Annotated in this window: 22 protein-coding genes; 19 read left to right on the top strand and 3 right to left on the bottom strand. The window is 33.5% G+C overall.

What is annotated here, in order from left to right:
* The first annotated feature begins 55 nt into the window (after window positions 1–55).
* Window positions 56–1,078 (top strand): 3-oxoacyl-ACP synthase III family protein, encoded by a 1,023-nt coding sequence (locus tag BUR17_RS20405; RefSeq protein ID WP_074232342.1) that lies wholly within the window; start codon window positions 56–58, stop codon window positions 1,076–1,078.
* A gap of 196 nt (window positions 1,079–1,274) precedes the next feature.
* On the opposite strand, the gene BUR17_RS20400 is transcribed toward BUR17_RS20405, so the two are convergent.
* From BUR17_RS20400 to BUR17_RS20390, 3 genes are all read right to left on the bottom strand, one after another.
* Complete coding sequence (locus BUR17_RS20400) at window positions 1,275–2,435, bottom strand: thioredoxin fold domain-containing protein (protein WP_074232341.1); 1,161 nt, start codon at window positions 2,433–2,435, stop codon at window positions 1,275–1,277.
* Between the two features lie 129 nt (window positions 2,436–2,564).
* Window positions 2,565–2,828: a hypothetical protein gene (locus BUR17_RS20395; protein ID WP_074232340.1), complete on the bottom strand. Its 264-nt coding sequence runs from the start codon at window positions 2,826–2,828 to the stop codon at window positions 2,565–2,567.
* Between the two features lie 85 nt (window positions 2,829–2,913).
* The gene (locus tag BUR17_RS20390; protein ID WP_074232339.1) at window positions 2,914–3,114 is read right to left on the bottom strand and encodes a hypothetical protein; all 201 of its coding nucleotides are present in this window, start codon (window positions 3,112–3,114) and stop codon (window positions 2,914–2,916) included.
* Between the two features lie 253 nt (window positions 3,115–3,367).
* On the opposite strand from BUR17_RS20390, the gene tssD (BUR17_RS20385) reads away from it, so the two are divergent.
* The 18 genes from tssD (BUR17_RS20385) to BUR17_RS20310 all read left to right on the top strand — a co-directional run bounded on the left by tssD (BUR17_RS20385) (window position 3,368) and on the right by BUR17_RS20310 (window position 19,646).
* The gene (gene tssD, locus BUR17_RS20385; RefSeq protein WP_074232338.1) at window positions 3,368–3,772 is read left to right on the top strand and encodes a type VI secretion system tube protein TssD; all 405 of its coding nucleotides are present in this window, start codon (window positions 3,368–3,370) and stop codon (window positions 3,770–3,772) included.
* Between the two features lie 363 nt (window positions 3,773–4,135).
* Window positions 4,136–6,091, top strand: coding sequence for a type VI secretion system Vgr family protein (locus BUR17_RS20380; protein WP_074232337.1), 1,956 nt, complete (start codon window positions 4,136–4,138; stop codon window positions 6,089–6,091).
* A 2-nt stretch (window positions 6,092–6,093) separates the two neighbouring features.
* Window positions 6,094–7,695: a hypothetical protein gene (locus tag BUR17_RS20375; protein ID WP_074232336.1), complete on the top strand. Its 1,602-nt coding sequence runs from the start codon at window positions 6,094–6,096 to the stop codon at window positions 7,693–7,695.
* Window positions 7,688–8,338, top strand: a complete 651-nt coding sequence (locus BUR17_RS20370) for a hypothetical protein (protein ID WP_074232335.1) — start codon at window positions 7,688–7,690, stop codon at window positions 8,336–8,338. The genes BUR17_RS20375 and BUR17_RS20370 overlap by 8 nt, the downstream gene beginning before the upstream one ends.
* Before the next feature lie 21 nt (window positions 8,339–8,359).
* The gene (locus BUR17_RS21115) at window positions 8,360–8,470 is read left to right on the top strand and encodes a phage baseplate assembly protein V (RefSeq protein ID WP_228418887.1); all 111 of its coding nucleotides are present in this window, start codon (window positions 8,360–8,362) and stop codon (window positions 8,468–8,470) included.
* Complete coding sequence (locus BUR17_RS20915; protein WP_074232334.1) at window positions 8,467–8,775, top strand: hypothetical protein; 309 nt, start codon at window positions 8,467–8,469, stop codon at window positions 8,773–8,775. Before BUR17_RS21115 ends, BUR17_RS20915 begins: the two co-directional genes overlap by 4 nt.
* Window positions 8,772–8,939: a hypothetical protein gene (locus BUR17_RS20910; RefSeq protein ID WP_185116698.1), complete on the top strand. Its 168-nt coding sequence runs from the start codon at window positions 8,772–8,774 to the stop codon at window positions 8,937–8,939. The genes BUR17_RS20915 and BUR17_RS20910 overlap by 4 nt, the downstream gene beginning before the upstream one ends.
* A 70-nt stretch (window positions 8,940–9,009) precedes the next feature.
* Window positions 9,010–9,687, top strand: a complete 678-nt coding sequence (locus BUR17_RS20360) for a hypothetical protein (RefSeq protein WP_074232333.1) — start codon at window positions 9,010–9,012, stop codon at window positions 9,685–9,687.
* A 288-nt stretch (window positions 9,688–9,975) separates the two neighbouring features.
* On the top strand, window positions 9,976–10,380 hold the full coding sequence (tssD, locus tag BUR17_RS20355) for a type VI secretion system tube protein TssD (protein ID WP_074232332.1): 405 nt from the start codon (window positions 9,976–9,978) through the stop codon (window positions 10,378–10,380).
* Window positions 10,381–10,491: 111 nt separating this feature from the next.
* Window positions 10,492–11,343 carry a hypothetical protein gene (locus BUR17_RS20350; protein WP_074232331.1) on the top strand — a complete coding sequence of 284 codons (852 nt, stop codon included), beginning with the start codon at window positions 10,492–10,494 and terminating at the stop codon, window positions 11,341–11,343.
* 5 nt (window positions 11,344–11,348) lie between these two features.
* Entirely contained in the window at window positions 11,349–12,602 is a 1,254-nt protein-coding gene (locus tag BUR17_RS20345) for a PAAR-like protein (RefSeq protein ID WP_074232330.1), read from the top strand.
* A 3-nt stretch (window positions 12,603–12,605) separates the two neighbouring features.
* Window positions 12,606–13,514 (top strand): ankyrin repeat domain-containing protein, encoded by a 909-nt coding sequence (locus tag BUR17_RS20340; RefSeq protein WP_228418884.1) that lies wholly within the window; start codon window positions 12,606–12,608, stop codon window positions 13,512–13,514.
* A 207-nt stretch (window positions 13,515–13,721) separates the two neighbouring features.
* On the top strand, window positions 13,722–15,863 hold the full coding sequence (locus tag BUR17_RS20335) for a type VI secretion system Vgr family protein (RefSeq protein ID WP_084550856.1): 2,142 nt from the start codon (window positions 13,722–13,724) through the stop codon (window positions 15,861–15,863).
* A gap of 2 nt (window positions 15,864–15,865) precedes the next feature.
* On the top strand, window positions 15,866–16,924 hold the full coding sequence (locus tag BUR17_RS20330; protein ID WP_074232329.1) for a hypothetical protein: 1,059 nt from the start codon (window positions 15,866–15,868) through the stop codon (window positions 16,922–16,924).
* A gap of 13 nt (window positions 16,925–16,937) precedes the next feature.
* The gene (locus BUR17_RS20325) at window positions 16,938–18,233 is read left to right on the top strand and encodes a PAAR-like protein (RefSeq protein ID WP_074232328.1); all 1,296 of its coding nucleotides are present in this window, start codon (window positions 16,938–16,940) and stop codon (window positions 18,231–18,233) included.
* 21 nt (window positions 18,234–18,254) lie between these two features.
* Window positions 18,255–18,818, top strand: coding sequence for a hypothetical protein (locus BUR17_RS20320; protein WP_074232327.1), 564 nt, complete (start codon window positions 18,255–18,257; stop codon window positions 18,816–18,818).
* 25 nt (window positions 18,819–18,843) lie between these two features.
* Window positions 18,844–19,299: a hypothetical protein gene (locus BUR17_RS20315; RefSeq protein ID WP_074232326.1), complete on the top strand. Its 456-nt coding sequence runs from the start codon at window positions 18,844–18,846 to the stop codon at window positions 19,297–19,299.
* A 146-nt stretch (window positions 19,300–19,445) separates the two neighbouring features.
* The gene (locus BUR17_RS20310; RefSeq protein ID WP_074232325.1) at window positions 19,446–19,646 is read left to right on the top strand and encodes a hypothetical protein; all 201 of its coding nucleotides are present in this window, start codon (window positions 19,446–19,448) and stop codon (window positions 19,644–19,646) included.
* Window positions 19,647–19,650: the final 4 nt, after the last annotated feature.

Raw genomic sequence — 19,650 nt, 5'->3', positions numbered from 1 at the left:
TTTGAAATATGATGTATAAAATAATTTTATCTTTACCAAAATTAGAAAAAACTATATGATTAAAAGTACAATAAAAGGGATCGGATTTCATGTTCCGGATCATGTGGTCACCAATGATGATTTAGCAAAACTAATGACCACCAATGATGAGTGGATTACCGAGCGTACCGGAATAAAAGAAAGAAGACACAGAATCAACCGAAACGATGCTCAGGAAACGACAGCTTATCTTGGTTTTAAGGCTTCTGAAAAAGCTTTAGAAAAAGCTGGTTTAACGGCAAAAGATATCGATTATATTGTTTTTGCTACCCTTTCTCCGGATTATTATTTTCCGGGATGTGGAGTTTTACTTCAGGATATGTTGGGGTGTGATACGATCGGAGCTTTGGATGTAAGGAACCAGTGTTCAGGATTTGTGTATGCAATGAGCGTTGCGAATGCTTTTATTAAATCTGGAACGTATAAAAATATTCTGGTTGTAGGCGCTGAAGTTCATTCTTTCGGACTTGATTTTTCTGATGAAGGAAGAGGAGTTTCTGTAATTTTCGGTGACGGTGCGGGAGCAATTGTACTTTCTGCAACTGAAGATGAAAAAGCAGGAGATATTTTAGCGATGAATATGCATTCTGAAGGAAAATATGCAGATGAATTGTGTACGCAATTCCCTGGTTCAAAATACGGCTGGAGCGACAGAATGAGAAAAGAACCTGAAAATGTAACGGATAAAGAAGTATATCCGATTATGAACGGGAATTTCGTTTTCAAACATGCGGTGACAAGATTTCCTGAAACGATGAAGGAGGCTTTAGATAAAGCAGGAAAAACCATTGAAGATCTCGATATGTTCATTCCGCATCAGGCGAATTTAAGAATTGCCCAGTTTGTCCAGCAGAAATTTGGTTTACCGGACGAAAAGATCCATAATAATATTCAGAAATACGGAAATACAACGGCAGCTTCTATTCCGATTGCTTTAAGTGAAGCGATTGAATTAGGAAAGATCAAAAGAGGAGATTTGGTTCTTCTTTCGGCTTTTGGGAGTGGTTTTACTTGGGGAAGTATTTTGTTTGAGTATTAAATTGTCAAAGGTTTTCGTCGTCACTTCGAGTAAGTTTTTGAAAAAAACTGTATCGAGAAGTTTTAATAAGAAAAGTTGTTCTCGATACGCTTCGCTACTCGAACTGACGTAATGAACAATTAACTATGTTAATAAATAAAAATCCCGCTGAAAAATATATTGTTCAGCGGGATTTTCTATGTTTTAAAATTAAAGATTAAAGGCTCTTCAATAGTTTTTCTGTGTCTGCAGTATCTTCACCAGCTGCTTTTCCAAGCTGAAGTGATTTTTCTGCCCATATTTTAGCATTTTTCTTATCACCAATTTTGTTGTAAAGGTTTGCTAAAGTATCTGTATTTGCGTAATTTTCATTCTTATTTACAGATTCCTGTGCCCATTTTACAGCAGTTTCCAAAGAAGATTTGGTTGTCACATTTTCAAAGAAGTTCCATGCAATAGAATTTAATTCGTCAGATGATGCAGCCGTATAATCTTTATATAATTCTAAACTGATTTTCTCATACGTTGCAAAATCTTTGTCTTTTAAAGCTCTGCTGGATTTTACTCTTTTCAAAAGTTTCTCAGCATCTTCTTTAGTCATGAATTTTTGAGTTTCTGCAAGGAAATAAGCTTCGTCCAACTTTTTGGTTGTTGTGTTGTAAGCTTTGCTCATTACTGTATTTACCTTCACATTTTTCTCGATGTTTTCAAGATTTTTCTCAGGTATGATTTTCATGATGTCAGCTTTTCTTTCTGTGAAAATCTTGTAAGGAGCTCCTTCTGTGCTTTTCATTGCCTGGAAAAGAAGTTGCAGGTTATTCTGATTGATTTCCGGTTTTGCAGCAAAATAACGCTCCAAAACTCTGTTAGAAAATTCTGTATCGTTATAAACAGTTAGCTCAGCAAGATTTAAAAGGAATTCAGAATCTTTTTCTCCTTTTTCAAATTTTTGCTTTAAAGCAGTCAGTCTTTTATTAGGATCACCTGCATCCATTGCAAACTGGATGAAATCTTTTTCTTCAACATAACCGATTGTTCTGTGAACTTCTTCACCGTCACCGTTGATGAAAAGATAAGTAGGGAATACTTTTACATTGTATTTTTTTGCAAGATCAATACCTTCGCCTTTTTCCATGTCAATTTTTGCATTGACGAAGTTTGCGTTATAATAATCTCCAACTGGCTTTAACGGGAAAATATTTTTCACCATTAATTTACATGGTCCACACCAAACTGCATAAGCATCAATAAAAACAAGCTTGTTTTCTTTTTTTGCTTTAGCCAAAATACTTTTAAAATTTCCTTCTTCAAATTTAATTCCCTGAGCAAATGCTATTGCTGCAAGAAAAAGGAATGATAATATTGCTGTTTTTTTCATGAATTTTTTTTGTTGGATACAAATGTAATAATTAAGTTAAATAATTATTCTCTTTTTAATGAAAATAAGAGGGATGTTTTGTAAATTTTTTAAAAATAAAATCCATAGAATGTTCTACGGATTTGTTTTTTATCTTGAGCCTCCTACAGCGGTATTAGGTTTTGATTCTTTACTGCCGTAATCGGTTGGTGTAGCAGCGGTATCTCGTAATGCTTTCGGAGTATCTTTTTCCGGTTTAGTGGGTTCAGAATTTGCAGCCGCAGAATCTGCCGATAGATTGAGCAGAGAGTCTTTATTGTGATTTTCTTTATACGCTTCTCTGTTTTCTTTTTTGTCTGCACAGCTTCCTAAAGTCATTAAACCTAAAAGCATTGCTATTCCTGTTTTTTTCATATTTAAAACGTTTTGGTTGTTCAATCAAATATAAAAAATCTGCCGAAATTATCAGCAGATTTATTTTTGTCTGAAATTTTATTCTTTATTTTACTGGGGCTGTAACTGTATCTACAGGCATTTTCACTGTATCCGGACTTTTCACCGGCATCGAGTCTTTACTTGCAGACGTATCTGCAGTTATATTCATCGAATCTTTGTTTTCTGAAGACATTTGCGGTTCTTTTGATCCGCAACTTGCCGCAACTAAGCCTATTCCAAAGGCAAATAACATTAACTTTTTCATAATATTTTATTTTTATGGTGTTTAAAAACATAGCCAATTATCATTCCATAAAATGTGAACTTTATATTAAAGTTTAGCAATGTTTGTTAAAAAATGGTTGATGTTCATGAAATGTCGTAGTTCTACTACATGAAATCGTAGAATTACTACAATTTTCGAAATAATGGTTTAAAAATTTTAAAAATATTTCCGATGTTTCTATCTTTGGGTTATAGAAATCACAAAAATACTAACGATTTAAAATTTACTTATTATGGCAGCAAATTCAAGAGGAATCTTAAAATTCAACGGTAGCGAAGGACAAAAATTATTAAAGCTTAACTACAGCGTTTCAAGATCTACAGATGTTTCAGGTAGAGTAGCATCAGATCCTTCAAATGCACTGATCAAATTAACAATCGAGGCAACAGAAAAATCTGATATCCTTGAGTCATTGTTAAACGGAAAATACAAGCCTACAACAGGTGAAATCACGTTCAACAAATCTCACGAAGAAGGAACTTTGATTACTTTAAGCTGGGAAAACGGTTACGTAATTCAACACGAAGTAGACTTCGACGCGGTAGACGAAAACTCAATGCTGATCAGCTTTATCGTAAGTGCTGAGAAAATCAACTATGGTAACTCTGCTTACGAAGGAATTTGGCCGACTGCATAACAGCAATTCATTAAGGTTTGTAGAGATTCAAATAAAGACTGTCCCGAAAAGACGGTCTTTTTTGACTCAATATTTTGGCTAGATTTCGGTTTGAGCATTGTAAAAAAAGCTTTATTATTTTTTAGGGCAGCTTATCCTTCTTCCACTCCCGCTTTTTTTATTTTCTGGTTATCACCAAAAAATAAAAAAGAGCTCCGTTCAAGCAGGGCTGCAATTGAGTCTGTTCTTAAAAAAGCCAGTTAAAAAGACAAATTCTCTTTACAATAACATGAAGTTAAAAGCCTGAATATGAAATTTATGACTTAAAATTTAGATGGATAAATAAAATTTAATATCTTTAATCCACCACATAATCACAACAATATGAATACCTCAGAAAAAAATGGAGGTTCCGTTTTCCGCCCGTCTCAGAATGCGGCAGGAATTTCAGAGAATCATCATACCGGAATTAACCGATTGGTAAAATTATCTTTGGTCATTGAAGGTAAGGTGATCAAATATTACAAACATTTTAAGCTTACCCAAAGCTCACAAAAGCACCACGAATTTACGCTTACTTTAGCGCATGATACTTTAGGCGACCGCCAAACCCATACTTTAGAAGAAGCGAATAAATTTTTAGGCAAAAGATTAACGGCTGTCATTTCTTATAAAGACATCGAAAACAGTCCGGAACGTACTTTTGTAGGCGTTATCACGGGAGTTGGTTTCAGTCAGGAGAAAATGAGTCTGGGAAATATCGTTTTGTCAGGTTACAGTCCAACAATTTTATTGGATGGAGCACCGCATATTCAGAGTTTTGGTGGAAATCAGGCTGTCAATATGGGAATTATTGCTGAAGAAGTGATAAAACAGGGTTTAGATAAAAGCCGTTTTGATATCAGAATTGATACCAATGATTATTCTCAAATTATTTACAGCAGTCAGTACGACGAAACACATTACAATTATCTGGCGAGAATGGCAGAAGCTTATGGCGAACAGTTTTATTACGACGGAGAAGTTCTTCATTTTGGAAAACTTCCACCACAAAATAAGCCGATCAAATTAACGTACGGAAGCAGTGCAAACGACATAAAAGTAGAATTAAAAGCGGTTCATACCAAACCACAATTTTACGGTTACAATAGTAATAAGAATGAAGTTTTGAAGTCGGGTTCAACACCGATTCAGCATGTTGGAGATTTGGCAAAAACAGCTTATCAGCACAACGATACAATTTATAAAACGCCTTCTTTGAGAGTTGCTCCCATCAAAGCAACAACTCATTTGGATGTTGAGTATTCACAAAAAAGCACTTCTGGAAGCGAGGCGGTCAATGTTTTCAATCTTTCAGGTTCTACAACCGTTCCTTTTTTGCATCCTGGTTGCAGCATAGATATTGAAATGCGAAAAGTTGATACGAATGAAACATCGTATTTCACAAGAATCATGGTGACGGAAACCACGCATGAAATAGATACGATCGGACATTACACCGGAAGTTTTGCCGGAATTGCATCAGACACAGGATTTTTACCAAAGCCTGAATTCACTGTTCCTATCGCACAGCCACAGATTGCGACAGTTATTTCAAACACCGATCCGGAAGGACAGGGAAGAGTTCAGGTACGATTTGATTGGCAAACAAACGACACAACTCATTTTATAAGAATGATGAGTCCCGATGCAGGAGGAACGGATCAAATTACCCAAAACCGAGGTTATGTTGCAATACCTGAAGTTGGAGATCAGGTAATGGTGAATTTTGTACACAATCATCCCGACCGACCTTTTGTAATGGGTGGAATGTTTCATGGGGGAACAGCTTTGGGAGGATTTGCAGACAACCGTGTAAAATCTATCATGACCCGAAGCGGACATAAAGTGGTTTTCACAGAAGATGAAAGTATTATTATTACTGATAAATCGGGTAATGAAATTCATCTCGATACAACGGGAAGTAATATTAATATCACTGCTCCTGAAACAATGACGCTGAATTGTAAGAATATGAATATCAATGTGACGGAAAGTATGAACACAAACGTGGGAATGAACCAAAACAATACCGTGGGAATGAATATTTCTGAAAGTGCAGGTATGAATAGAACTTCTACTGTTGGTTTATTAAATATGCTTTCTGTTGGAACTGATTTTATTACAAACGTTACAGGGAAAATGACTGAGTTTATTACCGGAAATAAAGAATCGCATACAGAAAAAGATCGATTAAGAGTTGCTAATGGTAAAATTACCAATCAAAGTCAGGGAGTTTTTGAACAGCATTCTCAAAAAGAGATTAAGAATAATTCTGCAGAAATTTCAAAAAACCATTAGTTATGGGCAAGGAATCTTTTATAGGGGGAGATTATATTGAAACTACCGGAGGTGCTTCCAAAACCTATGCAGGGAAAAATATTGAAAACTCTTCCTTTGGAAATCAATTTACACAGAATGGAATTGATTCTGGAGTGAGCTATGCTTCTAATGAAGAACCTCCGATAATTTCAACAAATATAGTTTTAAAGAAGTTTTTAATACATTTTAGAAGAAATACTACATACAATGGAGAGTTTGGGTTTGATTGGATACGGGATGAATATATTTATCCGATAACAAACGTTGGAGGAACAAATAAAGAATTATCTCTTGATCCAACAAAACTAAAAATAGAATACAAAACAACAGATGTATCTAACATTATTTCGCCCTATGGAAAAGACTACTATTGCAGTTTTCTGAATTTAATGCTGAATCAAGAGGTTACTTTAGATATAGAAGTAGAAGAATTAGAAACTTTATCTTCTGATGCAACAGAAATTTTGTTTGAAAGCAGTAATTCTGATTTGGTAATAACACCGACGAATATTGCATTGAGCACATTGATTGCAGGAGGTAAACAAAGCAAAAATCTCGGAGGTACTGCTACAAGAGATTATTATCTTGCAAATAATCAAGTGAAAGTAAAATGTAACCGAGCCTTTACTGTAAATGAACAAATTAAAATCTTCGCAAAACTTAAAGACCCTTCCTCGGGAATAGAAGATAAAAAAGAGGTGGGAAAAATGATGGTTATGAAGAATAGTGACCAGCCTAAATATACAATAAATGTGTATGTGATAAAAACGTATATTGTTGATGATGCTTCTTTTGGAGAAACTGTAATTGACACTCAGATAAATTCGAAAGGAGGATTACAAGCATTTGAAGACTTTTTAAATAAGCAAAGTTTAAATCAAGGCTTAATACAGATTAAGTTTAATTATGATACAGATGGAAACCCTTATGATTGGGCATTTAGAAAAATTTCTCTTAAAAATGCGTCCGTTGAAAATGCTTATAGGGGAATGCTTTTAAACGAAACAACAATGGAAGTTGATACGGGGTTGTACATGAATTATATCAATGATAGATTTAAATTGATGTTTCCTGGTTTAACAAGAAAAAAAGGAATTTTTTTGTATTTAACACCATTAACTTCACCAACTGCAGGAGGAGCTGCTTATAATGTACCCTTAGCTAACAAGCACTGTATTATATTTAATCAAAATTTGAATCATTTTGAATCGTATGCACATGAGATCGGTCATACATTAGGTTTGGAGCACTTCTTTTTAGATGGAACACTAACAGTTGATCAAGAAATTCAAGCGATTGAGAATAAAAAAATATTAAAAGAACAAGAAAAAAGGGATTGGTTTAGAAATAATGCGGCTCAATATGTCGGAAATTCTCAATTAAGAAGAGAGCACGAAAGAATTTTTGACGAGCAAATTAGCCGATTTAACGATGAAATTAATGTTTTAAGAAAAAATATCCATCGTTTTGCAATTCAAACTACAGAGAATATTATGGATTATGATTTAAATAATCAAAAAACATTTGATAAATGGCAATGGAAAGTTATACAAGACGAAGCAAAACAATATTATCATGAATAAGAATCTTATTTTACTGGTACTATCATTTATTTTAATTGGTTGTAAAATTAACTCACAAAAAACAGCTAACCCAATTAATCCATCCGATAATAGGAGTGACTCGTTAGCTTTGTGGGGAAATTATAAATATGATGGAGAAAATATTCTGTCATTAAAAGAAGTAAAAAAAAAATACACAACAAAGAATGGAAAGTTATATGACAGAGTCGAAAAAATATTTGTATCAAACATTACTATTCAGTTTAGGAAAGATAAGAATAGTTCCGAAGATGTATACCTAAAAAATGGATTGCCTATCAATTCTTATTATGAGAAGAAAAGCAATAACATGGATTGGCGATTAATAAATTATGATAGGAACGGTGACTTGAGTGGTGTTTTTGCCGTAGCAAATTATGAAACTCAATTTAAAAAGGGAAATGGAGCTTGGAAAAACTATTATCATAAAGATTACAAAACCTTAAATGGCATTAACTTTCAAATAAAAGAAGAGGGCGAAGTAAGAAACAATTTTAAATTCGGAGAATGGAAATATTACAATAAAGAAGGGAAAATTGATAGTACGAAAATTTATACTTTAAAAGATTCGGTAGATGTCCGTTTTCCACATTGTATTTTTAATAAAAAAGAGCCTTGTTATTAAGGCTTTTTTTATTAAAGAAAAATGTTCCTTGCAATCCTTGAAGTTGGAGATCAGGTAATGGTAAACTTTGTACATAATCATCCCGACAGACCTTTTGTAATGGGTGGAATGTTTCATGGGGAACAGCTTTGAGAGGATTTGCAGATAACAGTGTAAAATCTATCATGACCCGAAGCGGACATAAAGTGGTTTTCACAGAAGATGAAAGTATTATTATTACTGATAAATCGGGTAATGAAATTCATCTCGATACAACGGGAAGTAATATTAATATCACTGCTCCAGAGACGATGACATTGAATTGTAAGAATATGTTTATTAATGTGTCTGAAAACATGACCACTAGTTTAGGAATGGATCAGTCTGATACTATTGGAATGAACAGAACCCAAAGTATAGGATTAAACGCTACCCAAAGTGTGGGAGCTATGAAATGACTTCTGTAATTGGAGATACAAGTATGTTTATTACAGGAAAATTGACGGAAATGATTGAGGGAGATGTTACAAGTGAAGTGAAGCAAGGCAAAACTGTAATTAATTCTGATCAGGGAATTGAAACTACTTCAAACGGATTTATAAAATATTATGGATTATACTAATCCAAGGTATGCCACTTTTAAGTGGCAGTGGGACATCATTAGAAAAAATACATTAGTAAAACCAGAATAAATGTACAAAATAATAATTATCCTTCTTTTCTTCAGCTTAAATTCTTGTAATGGGCAAGAAAGTGAAAAAACTGAATCAAAGAAAAAAATTGAATCGAAGAAAAAAGAATTTACAATGGAACGATTTGATATAGATAAATTTAATAGAAACCAGCAAAATAATGTTTGGACTTATATAGATGAAGATGGTAATTCTGTTAGAGCAACAAAAAACGAGAGCATGGTTTTTGAAAATAATGAATACACTACAAAAACCAAAATGGACGGCTATACGATAGAGGTAAAAACCAAAAAATCACCATTTAATATCAGTAAAAATTTTCATGCAAATGGATTTTTAAAAATGATAGGTACTTCTTTTCATAATGGATTTTTAAAAGGTATTTGGAAAGAATATAATGAAAAAGGAGAATTTATAAAAGAGGTTGATTATGATATTCCGTACAAAAGTTATCCTTGGGAGAAAGTTGAACAGTTTCTTCTAAGCAAAAAAGTGGATTTAATGGATCCATTAACAAATGTATTTCGAGAATTAAACGATCAAAATATACCGACTTGGTATCTGGATTGGGATACGGGTAAAAAGAATGCTTTGATGTTTCAAATAATTGAAAATGTTGAGATAGACGCTACAACAGGGAATATTATTAAAGAATACCAGACATTCAGAGAGCCATAAATACAGCAAAATAATTCGCATAAATAGATTTGTTAATTATACCAAACCTTTCTTAAAAATTCCTTAAAATTAATCATATAAATGTGATAATTTTATTTTATAATATCTAAAACCCTTTATACAAAAGGGTTTTTCTGTGTTCGTGTCAAAAGTCGTAGAACTACTACATCAAATCGTAGTATTACTACAAAAACTGAGATTTATCAGATTTATGGTTCCAAAAGAAATCAATGGCTCTATCTTTGGAGTAACCAAATCACAAAATATTAACTGTTTAAAATTTACAAAATGGCAGACAATTCAAGAGGAATCTTAAAATTCAACGGAAGCGAAGGACAAAAATTACTAAAGCTTAATTACAGCGTATCGAGATCTACAGATGTTTCAGGACGTGTAGCATCAGATCCTTCCAACGCAATCATTAAATTGACGATTGAGGCAACAGAGAAATCTGAAATTCTTGAAAGTTTGCTTAATGGCAAGTACAAACCGACTACAGGTGAAATTACGTTCAACAAATCTCATGAAGAAGGTACTTTGATTACCCTAAACTGGGAAAACGGATACGTTATTCAGCACGAAGTAGATTTTGATGCAATAGACCAAAACTCTATGTTAATCAGCTTTGTAGTAAGTGCAGAAAAAATCAATTACGGAGGAGCTGAATACGCAGGTGTTTGGCCGGGAGCTTAATTTTTCGCTTATGAAATGATTAATGTGTATGAGTAAAACTATTCATACACATTTTCAATATAGTATCATTTTTGTTGTAAAATCATCCTTAATTTCCAAAACTTTCCGGTTATGAATCAAAGTGAAGTAAACGAAATTCAAGAATTAAATTCATTTAAATATGCTTGGTACAGAAACGGAAAATATTCTGTAAACGTCAAGTCATACCTTACCTTAGGCAACGGAAAAGCAAACGAAACAGAAACAGAAGAAATCTGGGAAATCATTCCTGGAGAATATAAGCATATTGAAATTCTTATTTCTGATAAAAAATATATTCATTTCGATGCTCAGATGAAACCTTTCTACGAAATTTTAGATCAGGTCAATAAAGCAACTGAAAATCTCTCATTACTTCTCAATGAAGATAAAACGATTGATAAGATTGAAAATGAAGTGGTAATTATTGAAAAATGGGAAGAGATTAAACGAAAAGAATTGCGTTTTCTTCAGTTGGTAAAAGATTCTTACAACGAAATTATCAATATTTACGATAAACAATTTCATCGGATTGATGATAATATTAAAGCCAATCTACTTTATCAGATACTTTTTTATCCTTTTCCAAATACCGGAGTGAACTTTACAAATGAAGGGAAATTCAAAGAAAGAGAATTTCTTTCAACTCTTTTTCCGGGAGAAAAAATAGTGTACGAAACAAACTATCAGTTTGTAGATAATAAAGATAAATTTCAGATGAACATTCTAGGAAAGCTTAAAAACCATACCGGAGATTTTGATGAAATTTATGCTCAAAATTATCAGAAAGCTTTAAATATTCCATTAGAATATGATCTTATGATGGAAGGAGAATATATTTATAACCTCGATTCCGTTTTATCAGAAATTGTATTTCATGTAAAGGAAAAGCTAAATGAAAAAATGCTGTATGTCTGCAGATATCATATTCAATTAATAACATAAACAATATGAGTCAACTGTATATCGCACAAGAAACTCCGCTTATGTGTACCAGCGGAAGACGGCTGATCGGAATAGGAGTCAGTTCTCAGTCGAGCGTTTACCTTAAAAATGGCTCAAAACTGATGGCGACAGAAGACGATCGTTTTAAAGACAATTTTATTTGTCCGCAAATGATGATTGCCGGAGCTGTTGCCGGAGTTGGAATTGCCGCTGCATTTGGGGGCGGATTATTTGTTTTGGCTGCTGCAGCTTGGGCTGGAAGTGCACTTATTGATGATTGCCTGAATATTTGCTCATTTCTTACCAAAGGAAGTGACTGGACGAATACACACCAAAAAGTGAGAGTTGAAGGTAAAAAGCCACTTCTTCAAAATTCTACATTAAATTGTTTTTTGGGTGGAACAGTGAAATTTCATCTTCCTACACCAGCTCAGATTACTGAATTGAGCAACGCCGCAGCTATGGCGCAGGATTCTTATAATGATAATTCTGATGAAGCTGCACCAATTGGTGATTATACAAGAATGAATACTGATGATCAGGCGGTGCTGGACGAAATGTTTGGTCCCGGAACTTTTAAACCTGAAGATTTTAATACGAATCGTGATAACGGTTTTTATGCTTCTTTATACAAAAATAATAATACAGGACAATATTTTGTAGCTTTCCGAGGATCGGAACCTAAAGGAATGCAGTTTTATCATGACTGGTTTATAGAAGATGGAGGGCAGGCTTTTGGAGCTCATACTCCGCAGATAGAAAAAACGATGAATCTCGCCAAGAAGATGAAGGAGGTAACCAACGGAAATACTTCTTTTACAGGACATTCTTTGGGTGGTGGAAACAGCGCAATGGCATCTTATTATACAGGATTACCGGCTTATACTTTCAATACAAGAGGAGTACATGACAATACTCTTGAATTTCTGGATGAAAAAGGAGCAGCAGGTTCTACTTCCAATATCATCAATTACAGCACGAGTAATGATATCCTAAATGCACTTCAGAATAACAGAGAAGGTCTTTTATCTACACTTGCCATTTCAAGAATTCCCGGTCTGAATAAACTGGCAATTTTTGGAGGTCTCACAGGTGGTGTTCCTAGAGCATTAGGCGAACAAAACGAAATTTTCGGATACATTCCGGATAATGAAGGAATGAATCTAAAAACATTCGGAAGCGGTCACAGCGCGTATGCAGATGCTGTAGAAGCTATGATTGCAACCATCAATACCAATGTAATTGCAGTAAACCCATAATCCATGAAAAAAATAATCTTTTTAATCTTTTTTACCATGACCTTATTTTCCTGTCAAGATACAAGATCCCGAAAAACTCAAAATAAAGAGCAATATCCTCCTCAAAAATTATTTGAAGGAACACAATTACAGGCTGCACAAAAAATTTTTGATGAAGATAATTCAGGATTAGAAAGTGTTTTAAAAGATAACCCACAAATCATCAATCAGTTGAGTGATACTAAAGGATATACTTTGCTGATGTATGCTTCTATTGTAGAAAATCTTCCTGCAATGGAAATTCTCCTTAAAAACGGAGCAGACCCCAATCTTGTAGTTCCTAATGAAGGGCTGGGTTTACCCCTTTCTCATGCAGTTGCCATAAATAATTATGAAATGGTAAAACTTTTATTTAAATATAAAGCTAATCCAAATCCTGAATTAGGGAACAGTCCGCTTTGCAGTGCAATGTTCTTAGGAAACGAACAAACCGAAAGAAAAATGATCGATTTTTTGCTGGAACATGGTGCAGATATTAATCATACTTCTTATTTGGGTGAAAATATTATGGAAGCAGCAGCACGAAATGATTTTGAAACAGCTGAATATTTTTTAGAAAAAGGGGGAAACCCTAAAATAAAAGGAACGGAGCTTTCTCCAATGGCAAAATATATTGAGCATGAAAAAAAAGAGCAAGCTAAAAATCAAAATCCTAAAGCAGCTGTTTATCGTAAAAATCTATCGAAAATCTCCAAAGTACTTCAGGATAAATATAATATTAAATTTCCTGTAATAGAAGATCCAAAGGCAGAAGCAAAACTAAGAATGGATCTGTATGAAAAGTTGAGTGAAAAAGACAAAAAATCTGTGAATTTTAATAAAAATTATGGTGAAAACAGATATAAAGAAGATCAGAAGCTTTTGTCTCAATAAAATAGAAATTACTCAAAAACGAGTCGTAGTATTACTACAAAAAGTGAAATTTTAAGCTTAAATTTTTCTTTCGGTATTAATTATGATTAAATTTAAAATAGTTAGAATCACAAAAATTTTCATAGTAAAAAATATGAAAATTTTGTCATCTCCAATGAGATAGAATAAAATATAAAAACCAAATTCACAAGTTTAAAGAAAAATATTATGTTTCAGGATAACTCTATAAAACCGCAGCTTTCGGATGAAGTAAAGTCTGGCGCAGCGCAAAATCTAAAAGAAGAAGTTTCAACAAAAATAGCAGATAAAGCCACTGAAAATATTAAAAATCTCAGCCAGCCAATGAATGGAGCGGTTAAGAATTCTTCAGACATGTTTATGAATCAGATGGCTCAGACCAATAATTCGGCAATAGTAGAAGATAAAGTTTGGACAAATCAGCCCACCTCGAAAATTCACAATGCTTTGGCAATTCCTACAAGCCAGATTTTAGGAATTAACAGAGTGGTAAAGCTCGATTTGGTTATCGAAGGTAAAGAGATCAAACATTTTAAGCATTTTAAATTAAGTCAAAGTGCGATAAAACATCATGAATTCAGCATTACTCTTGCTCATGACACACTTGGTTCTGCAGAAAATCATAATCTTGAAGAAGCTCAGAATTTTTTAGGCAAAAGACTGACGGTAATTTTTAAATATAAAGATGTCATCGATGGTCCCGAAAGAAATTTTGTGGGAGTCATCACTGAAGTTGGTTTCAGTCAGGAAAAAGGAAGTTTAGGAAATATTGTACTGAGTGGTTTCAGTCCGACAATACTTTTAGATGCTGCTCCGCATATTCAGAGTTTCGGAGGAGCTCAACCCATTAGTCTTAACAGTATTGCCGATCAGGTGATCAAAGAAGGACTTGGCGGAAATAAATTCGATTTTAGAGTAGATGCTCAATATGGAAACGTTTCTTACAGCTCTCAGTACGAAGAGACGCATTACAATTATTTGGCAAGAATGGCGGAAGCTTATGGCGAACAGTTTTTCTATGATGGAGAAGTTCTTCATTTTGGGAAACTTCCACCGGCAGAGCAACCCGTAAAACTGACTTACGGAAGTAATGTAAATGATGTGAAAGTAAGGATGAAAGCGCAGCATGTGAATCCTTCATTTTACGGATACAACAGCAGTAAAAACGAAAAGCTGACCACAGGAAGTTCTAAAATTAACCACGCTTCAGATATTGCAAAACGCGCTTACGAAATTTCAGAAAAAACATTTACAACACCCTCTCTAAGAGTTGCCCCGATAAAAGCAGCCTCTTTCATGGATATTGATGCTTCACAAAAAGGAACAGCGGGAAGTAAGGCTTCTCAGGTATTCATTACGTCAGGAGAAACTACAGTTCCATTCTTATATCCTGGTTGTACGGCAGATGTTGAGATGAGAAAACAGGATACCAATCAAACCTCTTATTTCACCAAATTAATGATGATCGAAGTGACTCATGAAGTGGATGCAAGAGGATATTATACCGGAAATTTTGAGGCAATTGCTGCAGACAGCGGTTATATCCCACGTCCTGAGTTTGAAAGTCCCAGAGCTGAAGCGCAGTTTGCAAAAGTTACCGCAAATGCAGATCCATTAAATCAGGGAAGAGTAAAGGTTCAGTTTGATTGGCAAAGTGGACAAGATACATCAGAGTTTATCAGAGTAATGACTCCGGATGCAGGAAGCAGTGACAAAGTAAATAAAAACCGTGGATTTATGGCCATTCCGGAAGTTGGTGATCAGGTAATTATCAATTTCGTTCATCAACATCCAGACCGACCTTTTGTGATGGGAGGAATGTTTCATGGTGGAGTTGGTGGCGGTGGCGGAGCCGGAAATAATGTTAAAAGTTTATCCAGTAAAAGCGGAAATATTATTTGTTTAAATGACGGAGCCGGAATTGAGATTAAAGACAGGAACGGAAATCATGTTACTTTAAGTGGGACAGGGGATGTTACTACTTTTGTGAGCAATGATAATAATGAAGATATTGGGAATAATCATACGACAAATGTGGCAACTAAGACCACAATCAATGTTGGAAAAGACAAGAGTGTTTTAACGATGGATAATGCCGGAAAAATAAGTGTAAAAAGCAATACCGAAATAAAACTTGAGACAGGAAGTAGCTCAATCACTATGGATAAAGATGGAAATATTACTATAAAAGGAATTAATATAACTGTCGAGGGAACTACAACAAAAATAATTGGAAGCTCGCTAACAGAAATAGGTAAAAAAGGCGCAGATGCAGGAATAAAAATTGATGGAGATGTTACTATTAAAGGCGGAAAAATTATTGAAAACTAATAATGAAATCGAATTTGCACAAATATCAGATAGATAGGTCATTTAGTCTTCAAAAAATTGCGGAAAATTTAGGTTTAAATGCAAAGCAACTTAAGGATTTTCATAATACCAATTCTCATCCTCATGAATGGATTAAAGATGATGATACATTTCCACAATGGCTTGAATGTTTATATATACCTGATTCAGAAATCAATTTAATAGAGAAAAAGAAAATAAGAGAATCTTTAGATTTTGTTAGTTTAAAACAGACAAGCATTGATAAAAGTAAGTATAAAATCAATCAGAAAATTGATTTGCAGATTTCTGGAAACAGTATGATTGATTCTGAGACTGAGATTATTTGGGAAGTCAGTAAGCGAAAAGAAGAAAATAGTTTTTATAGTGATATCAAGCAAGTTTCACATCAGGTAAAATATATTAAATCTATCTACCGCCAGTTTGCAGAATATATGCAAAAATTTAATAAGCCCCTCGAACATCTTGTTATAGAAATGACAGATGCAGGTAATATACAATCTGTGGCTAACCAAGATGAAATATGGTCAAATTGGGTAGTACTTAGAAAATCATTAGAAACTGAAACAGATAACACAATTGAAGAAAAAAAAATCTTGGAGGGTGGAGACAAAGATTTTCAAGATACACTACCACTTATTAAAAATAATATTTTATATAATCTGTTTTTCAATGATTGTTACAGCGATTACAATGTCACAGGAAAGTTTGTAGAACAGAAAAAAGAGCAATACAATTCTCAAGCTTTTAACAACGAAAAAGTAAATATTACAGTAAAAAGAAAAGTAGAAAAAGAAGGTGATATTGCTAAGATAAAATTTTTATGCGAAAGTGATTCTGATCATAATAAACATTTGAAAGAAATTTATAATTCTCGATTGAAGGAGTTTTTGAAAGAAAATTATGATTATTCATTAATATGGTCGATTGAATATCATTTTGATATTGAAAAAGGGATGATGCTTTTTTGTCAATCTAAAATAAAAGAACGTACGAGCAGTAATTACATCCATTCGATGGAGCATAAGATAGAGCTAATATAAAACTTAACACAAGATGAGTAAATTATATGTGCCTGACGGAGCATGGTTAGTATGTTCTGATGGAATGAAGAAACAACAAATAAAAGTTACCAGCCAAAACAAGGTAACTATCGCAGGAGGTTATTTTAAAGCTACGATTGATGATAGGCCAGGTGGTAACTTTATGTGTGCGAAAATGGTTATTGCTGGTGCTATTATCGGTGCTATTGTTGGTGCTGCATTAGTTGCAGGTTCGGTGCTGACCGGAGGTGCTTTGGCTGTAGCTGCTTGTGCGGCAGCGGGTGCAGCTGCTGGTGCAGGTATATCCATGATACCTTCTATATGTGGAATTTTACTGAAAGACTGGATGCCTTACGATACCAACGTACTTACTGTAGGAAAACATCCATTATTAGAAAACTCAATGATACCTTGTTTTTTAGGAGGTAATGTAATGATTCTTTATTCTGAGAAAGCAGCTGATGAATTTACCGATAAAGTAATTGCAGAAACAGCATTAACTGTCGGAGCAATAATTTGTGTCTCTTATTTAGCTTCTGCATTTGTTATTGGTGTCGGTGCAGCAGGAACCTCTATAATGGCAACATATGCTGAGTTTGGTTTGGCTTCAGCATTTGCTCAGGGAACTGGTATGGCAACGGTTTTTGGAACTTCATATTTGATAAACGGTTTGTACGATGAGGTAAAAGATGCAACAGGTTTTGAAAATTATGTAACCGGTGAAGCTTATAATTTGAATGATATGCCTGAAAACCAAGTGATGGTAGAGGCCACGGATAAATCTTATGGTGCAGCTACCGATGCTTTAGGATCTGGTAAAGATATTGCTAAAGCTCAAACATCAGGATATCAAAGTACTACAGTCAATCAATCTACTATATCACAAAATAGAGTATTTGTTGCTGATAGCAGAGGTAATGTCACTCCACCAGGAACCACAATTACTAACACAACCATCTCTGCTAATAATCGTCTGCCAAATTCAAGTATTGGAAACAGCCAGATAAATGTAAATGCTTCAAACACGAGTGTCAGAATTACCCAAAATACAACTACAGCTTCGTCAACGAATGTGAATTCTGTACATGGCACTCAGTACAATAATTCTTTGAGAAGTAATGCTTCAACGGGAGTGAAAACAACTTTGGGGGGTGCACTCAAAGGTTTGGCAATTAATTTTGGTATTGATGTATTAAGAGCTACTTCAAATTGGGCATTGGCTTCACAAATTAGTGATCTTAATAACGCTATGCAAAATGAAGAAGTTGCTGCAAGAGCTAAGATTACGGTTATAGCGGGAAAAGATTAAGAATAAACAGTTTAATATTATATGAAAAATTTAGTATTCACATTAATTTTCATTTTTCCTTTAATAGTTACAGCTATTTTTATCACTAGAATTATCAAAGTCGATTCAAAATTAGAGTTGGTGAAAGAAGATCCTGTTTTACAAGGAAATCTCAAAAAAAAATTAACCATTGATAAGCATGCCAGTAAAAGAAGAGTTTACTTTTATTTAGATGATTCGAAAAAGCATAGATATGAAAGAAATTATAGAGGATTTGTTACAAATTGGTACGTGCTTGGAAATCTTAAACAATTTGAAAACAGTAATACATTAACGTTTTACAAAGAAATAAATCAAAATAAATCAGATGATGAAAAAATCTCATTTTTTAGTCTGAATAATGTGAATAAAAATTTTTCTTATTACTTTGATATTTTTCAATTTGTGAAAGAAAAATATTTTTTTGTTCTTCTCGTAATATTTATAATGTATATTTTCGGAGCAAGTTGGGTTATTGATCATTACGGAGGCATAACTCAGTTAAAAATAGTTAGCATTATTTTTTTTGTGGATATAGTATATTTATTGTTGTTATTATTTTGGTGAAAAAAATTAAAACTAAAATTATTTTATGAAAAGAGTAATTCAGATTATTTTATTAATATGTTCGATATTTATTTTAGTTGTAATCATTAAATATAATTTTTTTACAGATAATGAAAGCAAATTTTATAAAAACGGTTGGGATTCTTACGAAAATAAACAATACGACTTGACGCTGTTTTATCTTAATCGCGTTGATAAAAATAAATATCCAGATGTTGTGGCACCAATAGGATTCTCTTACATGGAAAAGAAAGATTACAACAATGCAATATTTAATCTCACAATTGCATACAATAACGGAATTGGAAAAAAAGAAGGGTATCGTGATAAGATAACGAATTCTTTAGGCATATGTTATATGCAGATTGGTGATATGACAAAATCAAAATATTTTTTACTTGAAGCAGAAAAACAAGGAAATCCCAATAGTTCTGGAAATCTTAAAATTTTAGACTCATTGCAGGAAACGCAAAAAAAGTAGTGACAAATTCGTTATACTTCGTGTTGTGGTAAGATTGGTCGTTTAGACGATATTGATAGCATGGTACAACCATTCGTACTGAAAATGAAAGGATTTCAGGTGTCTATGAAGGACGAAATCCTACTACAAATTCAAGTTCCCGAATTTTGAATCAAGATCTTGGTGAGCGATATCAAGAATATGAAAGAAAATCAACAACTACAAATAATACAAGCTATAAAGCAATATTATTACCAAAGCTTATAAAAAAGATAGGACTATTATTAAATGAGATTATGGCTTTTGGGGAAGATTATAGATTACAAACTCAATTAATCAGCTTAAAAAATACTTTTTTTGGTAAGTAAAATT

This window comes from Chryseobacterium scophthalmum (genome assembly GCF_900143185.1).
GTDB lineage: Bacteria > Bacteroidota > Bacteroidia > Flavobacteriales > Weeksellaceae > Chryseobacterium > Chryseobacterium scophthalmum.
This window is presented reverse-complemented; position numbering and strand designations above follow the sequence as displayed.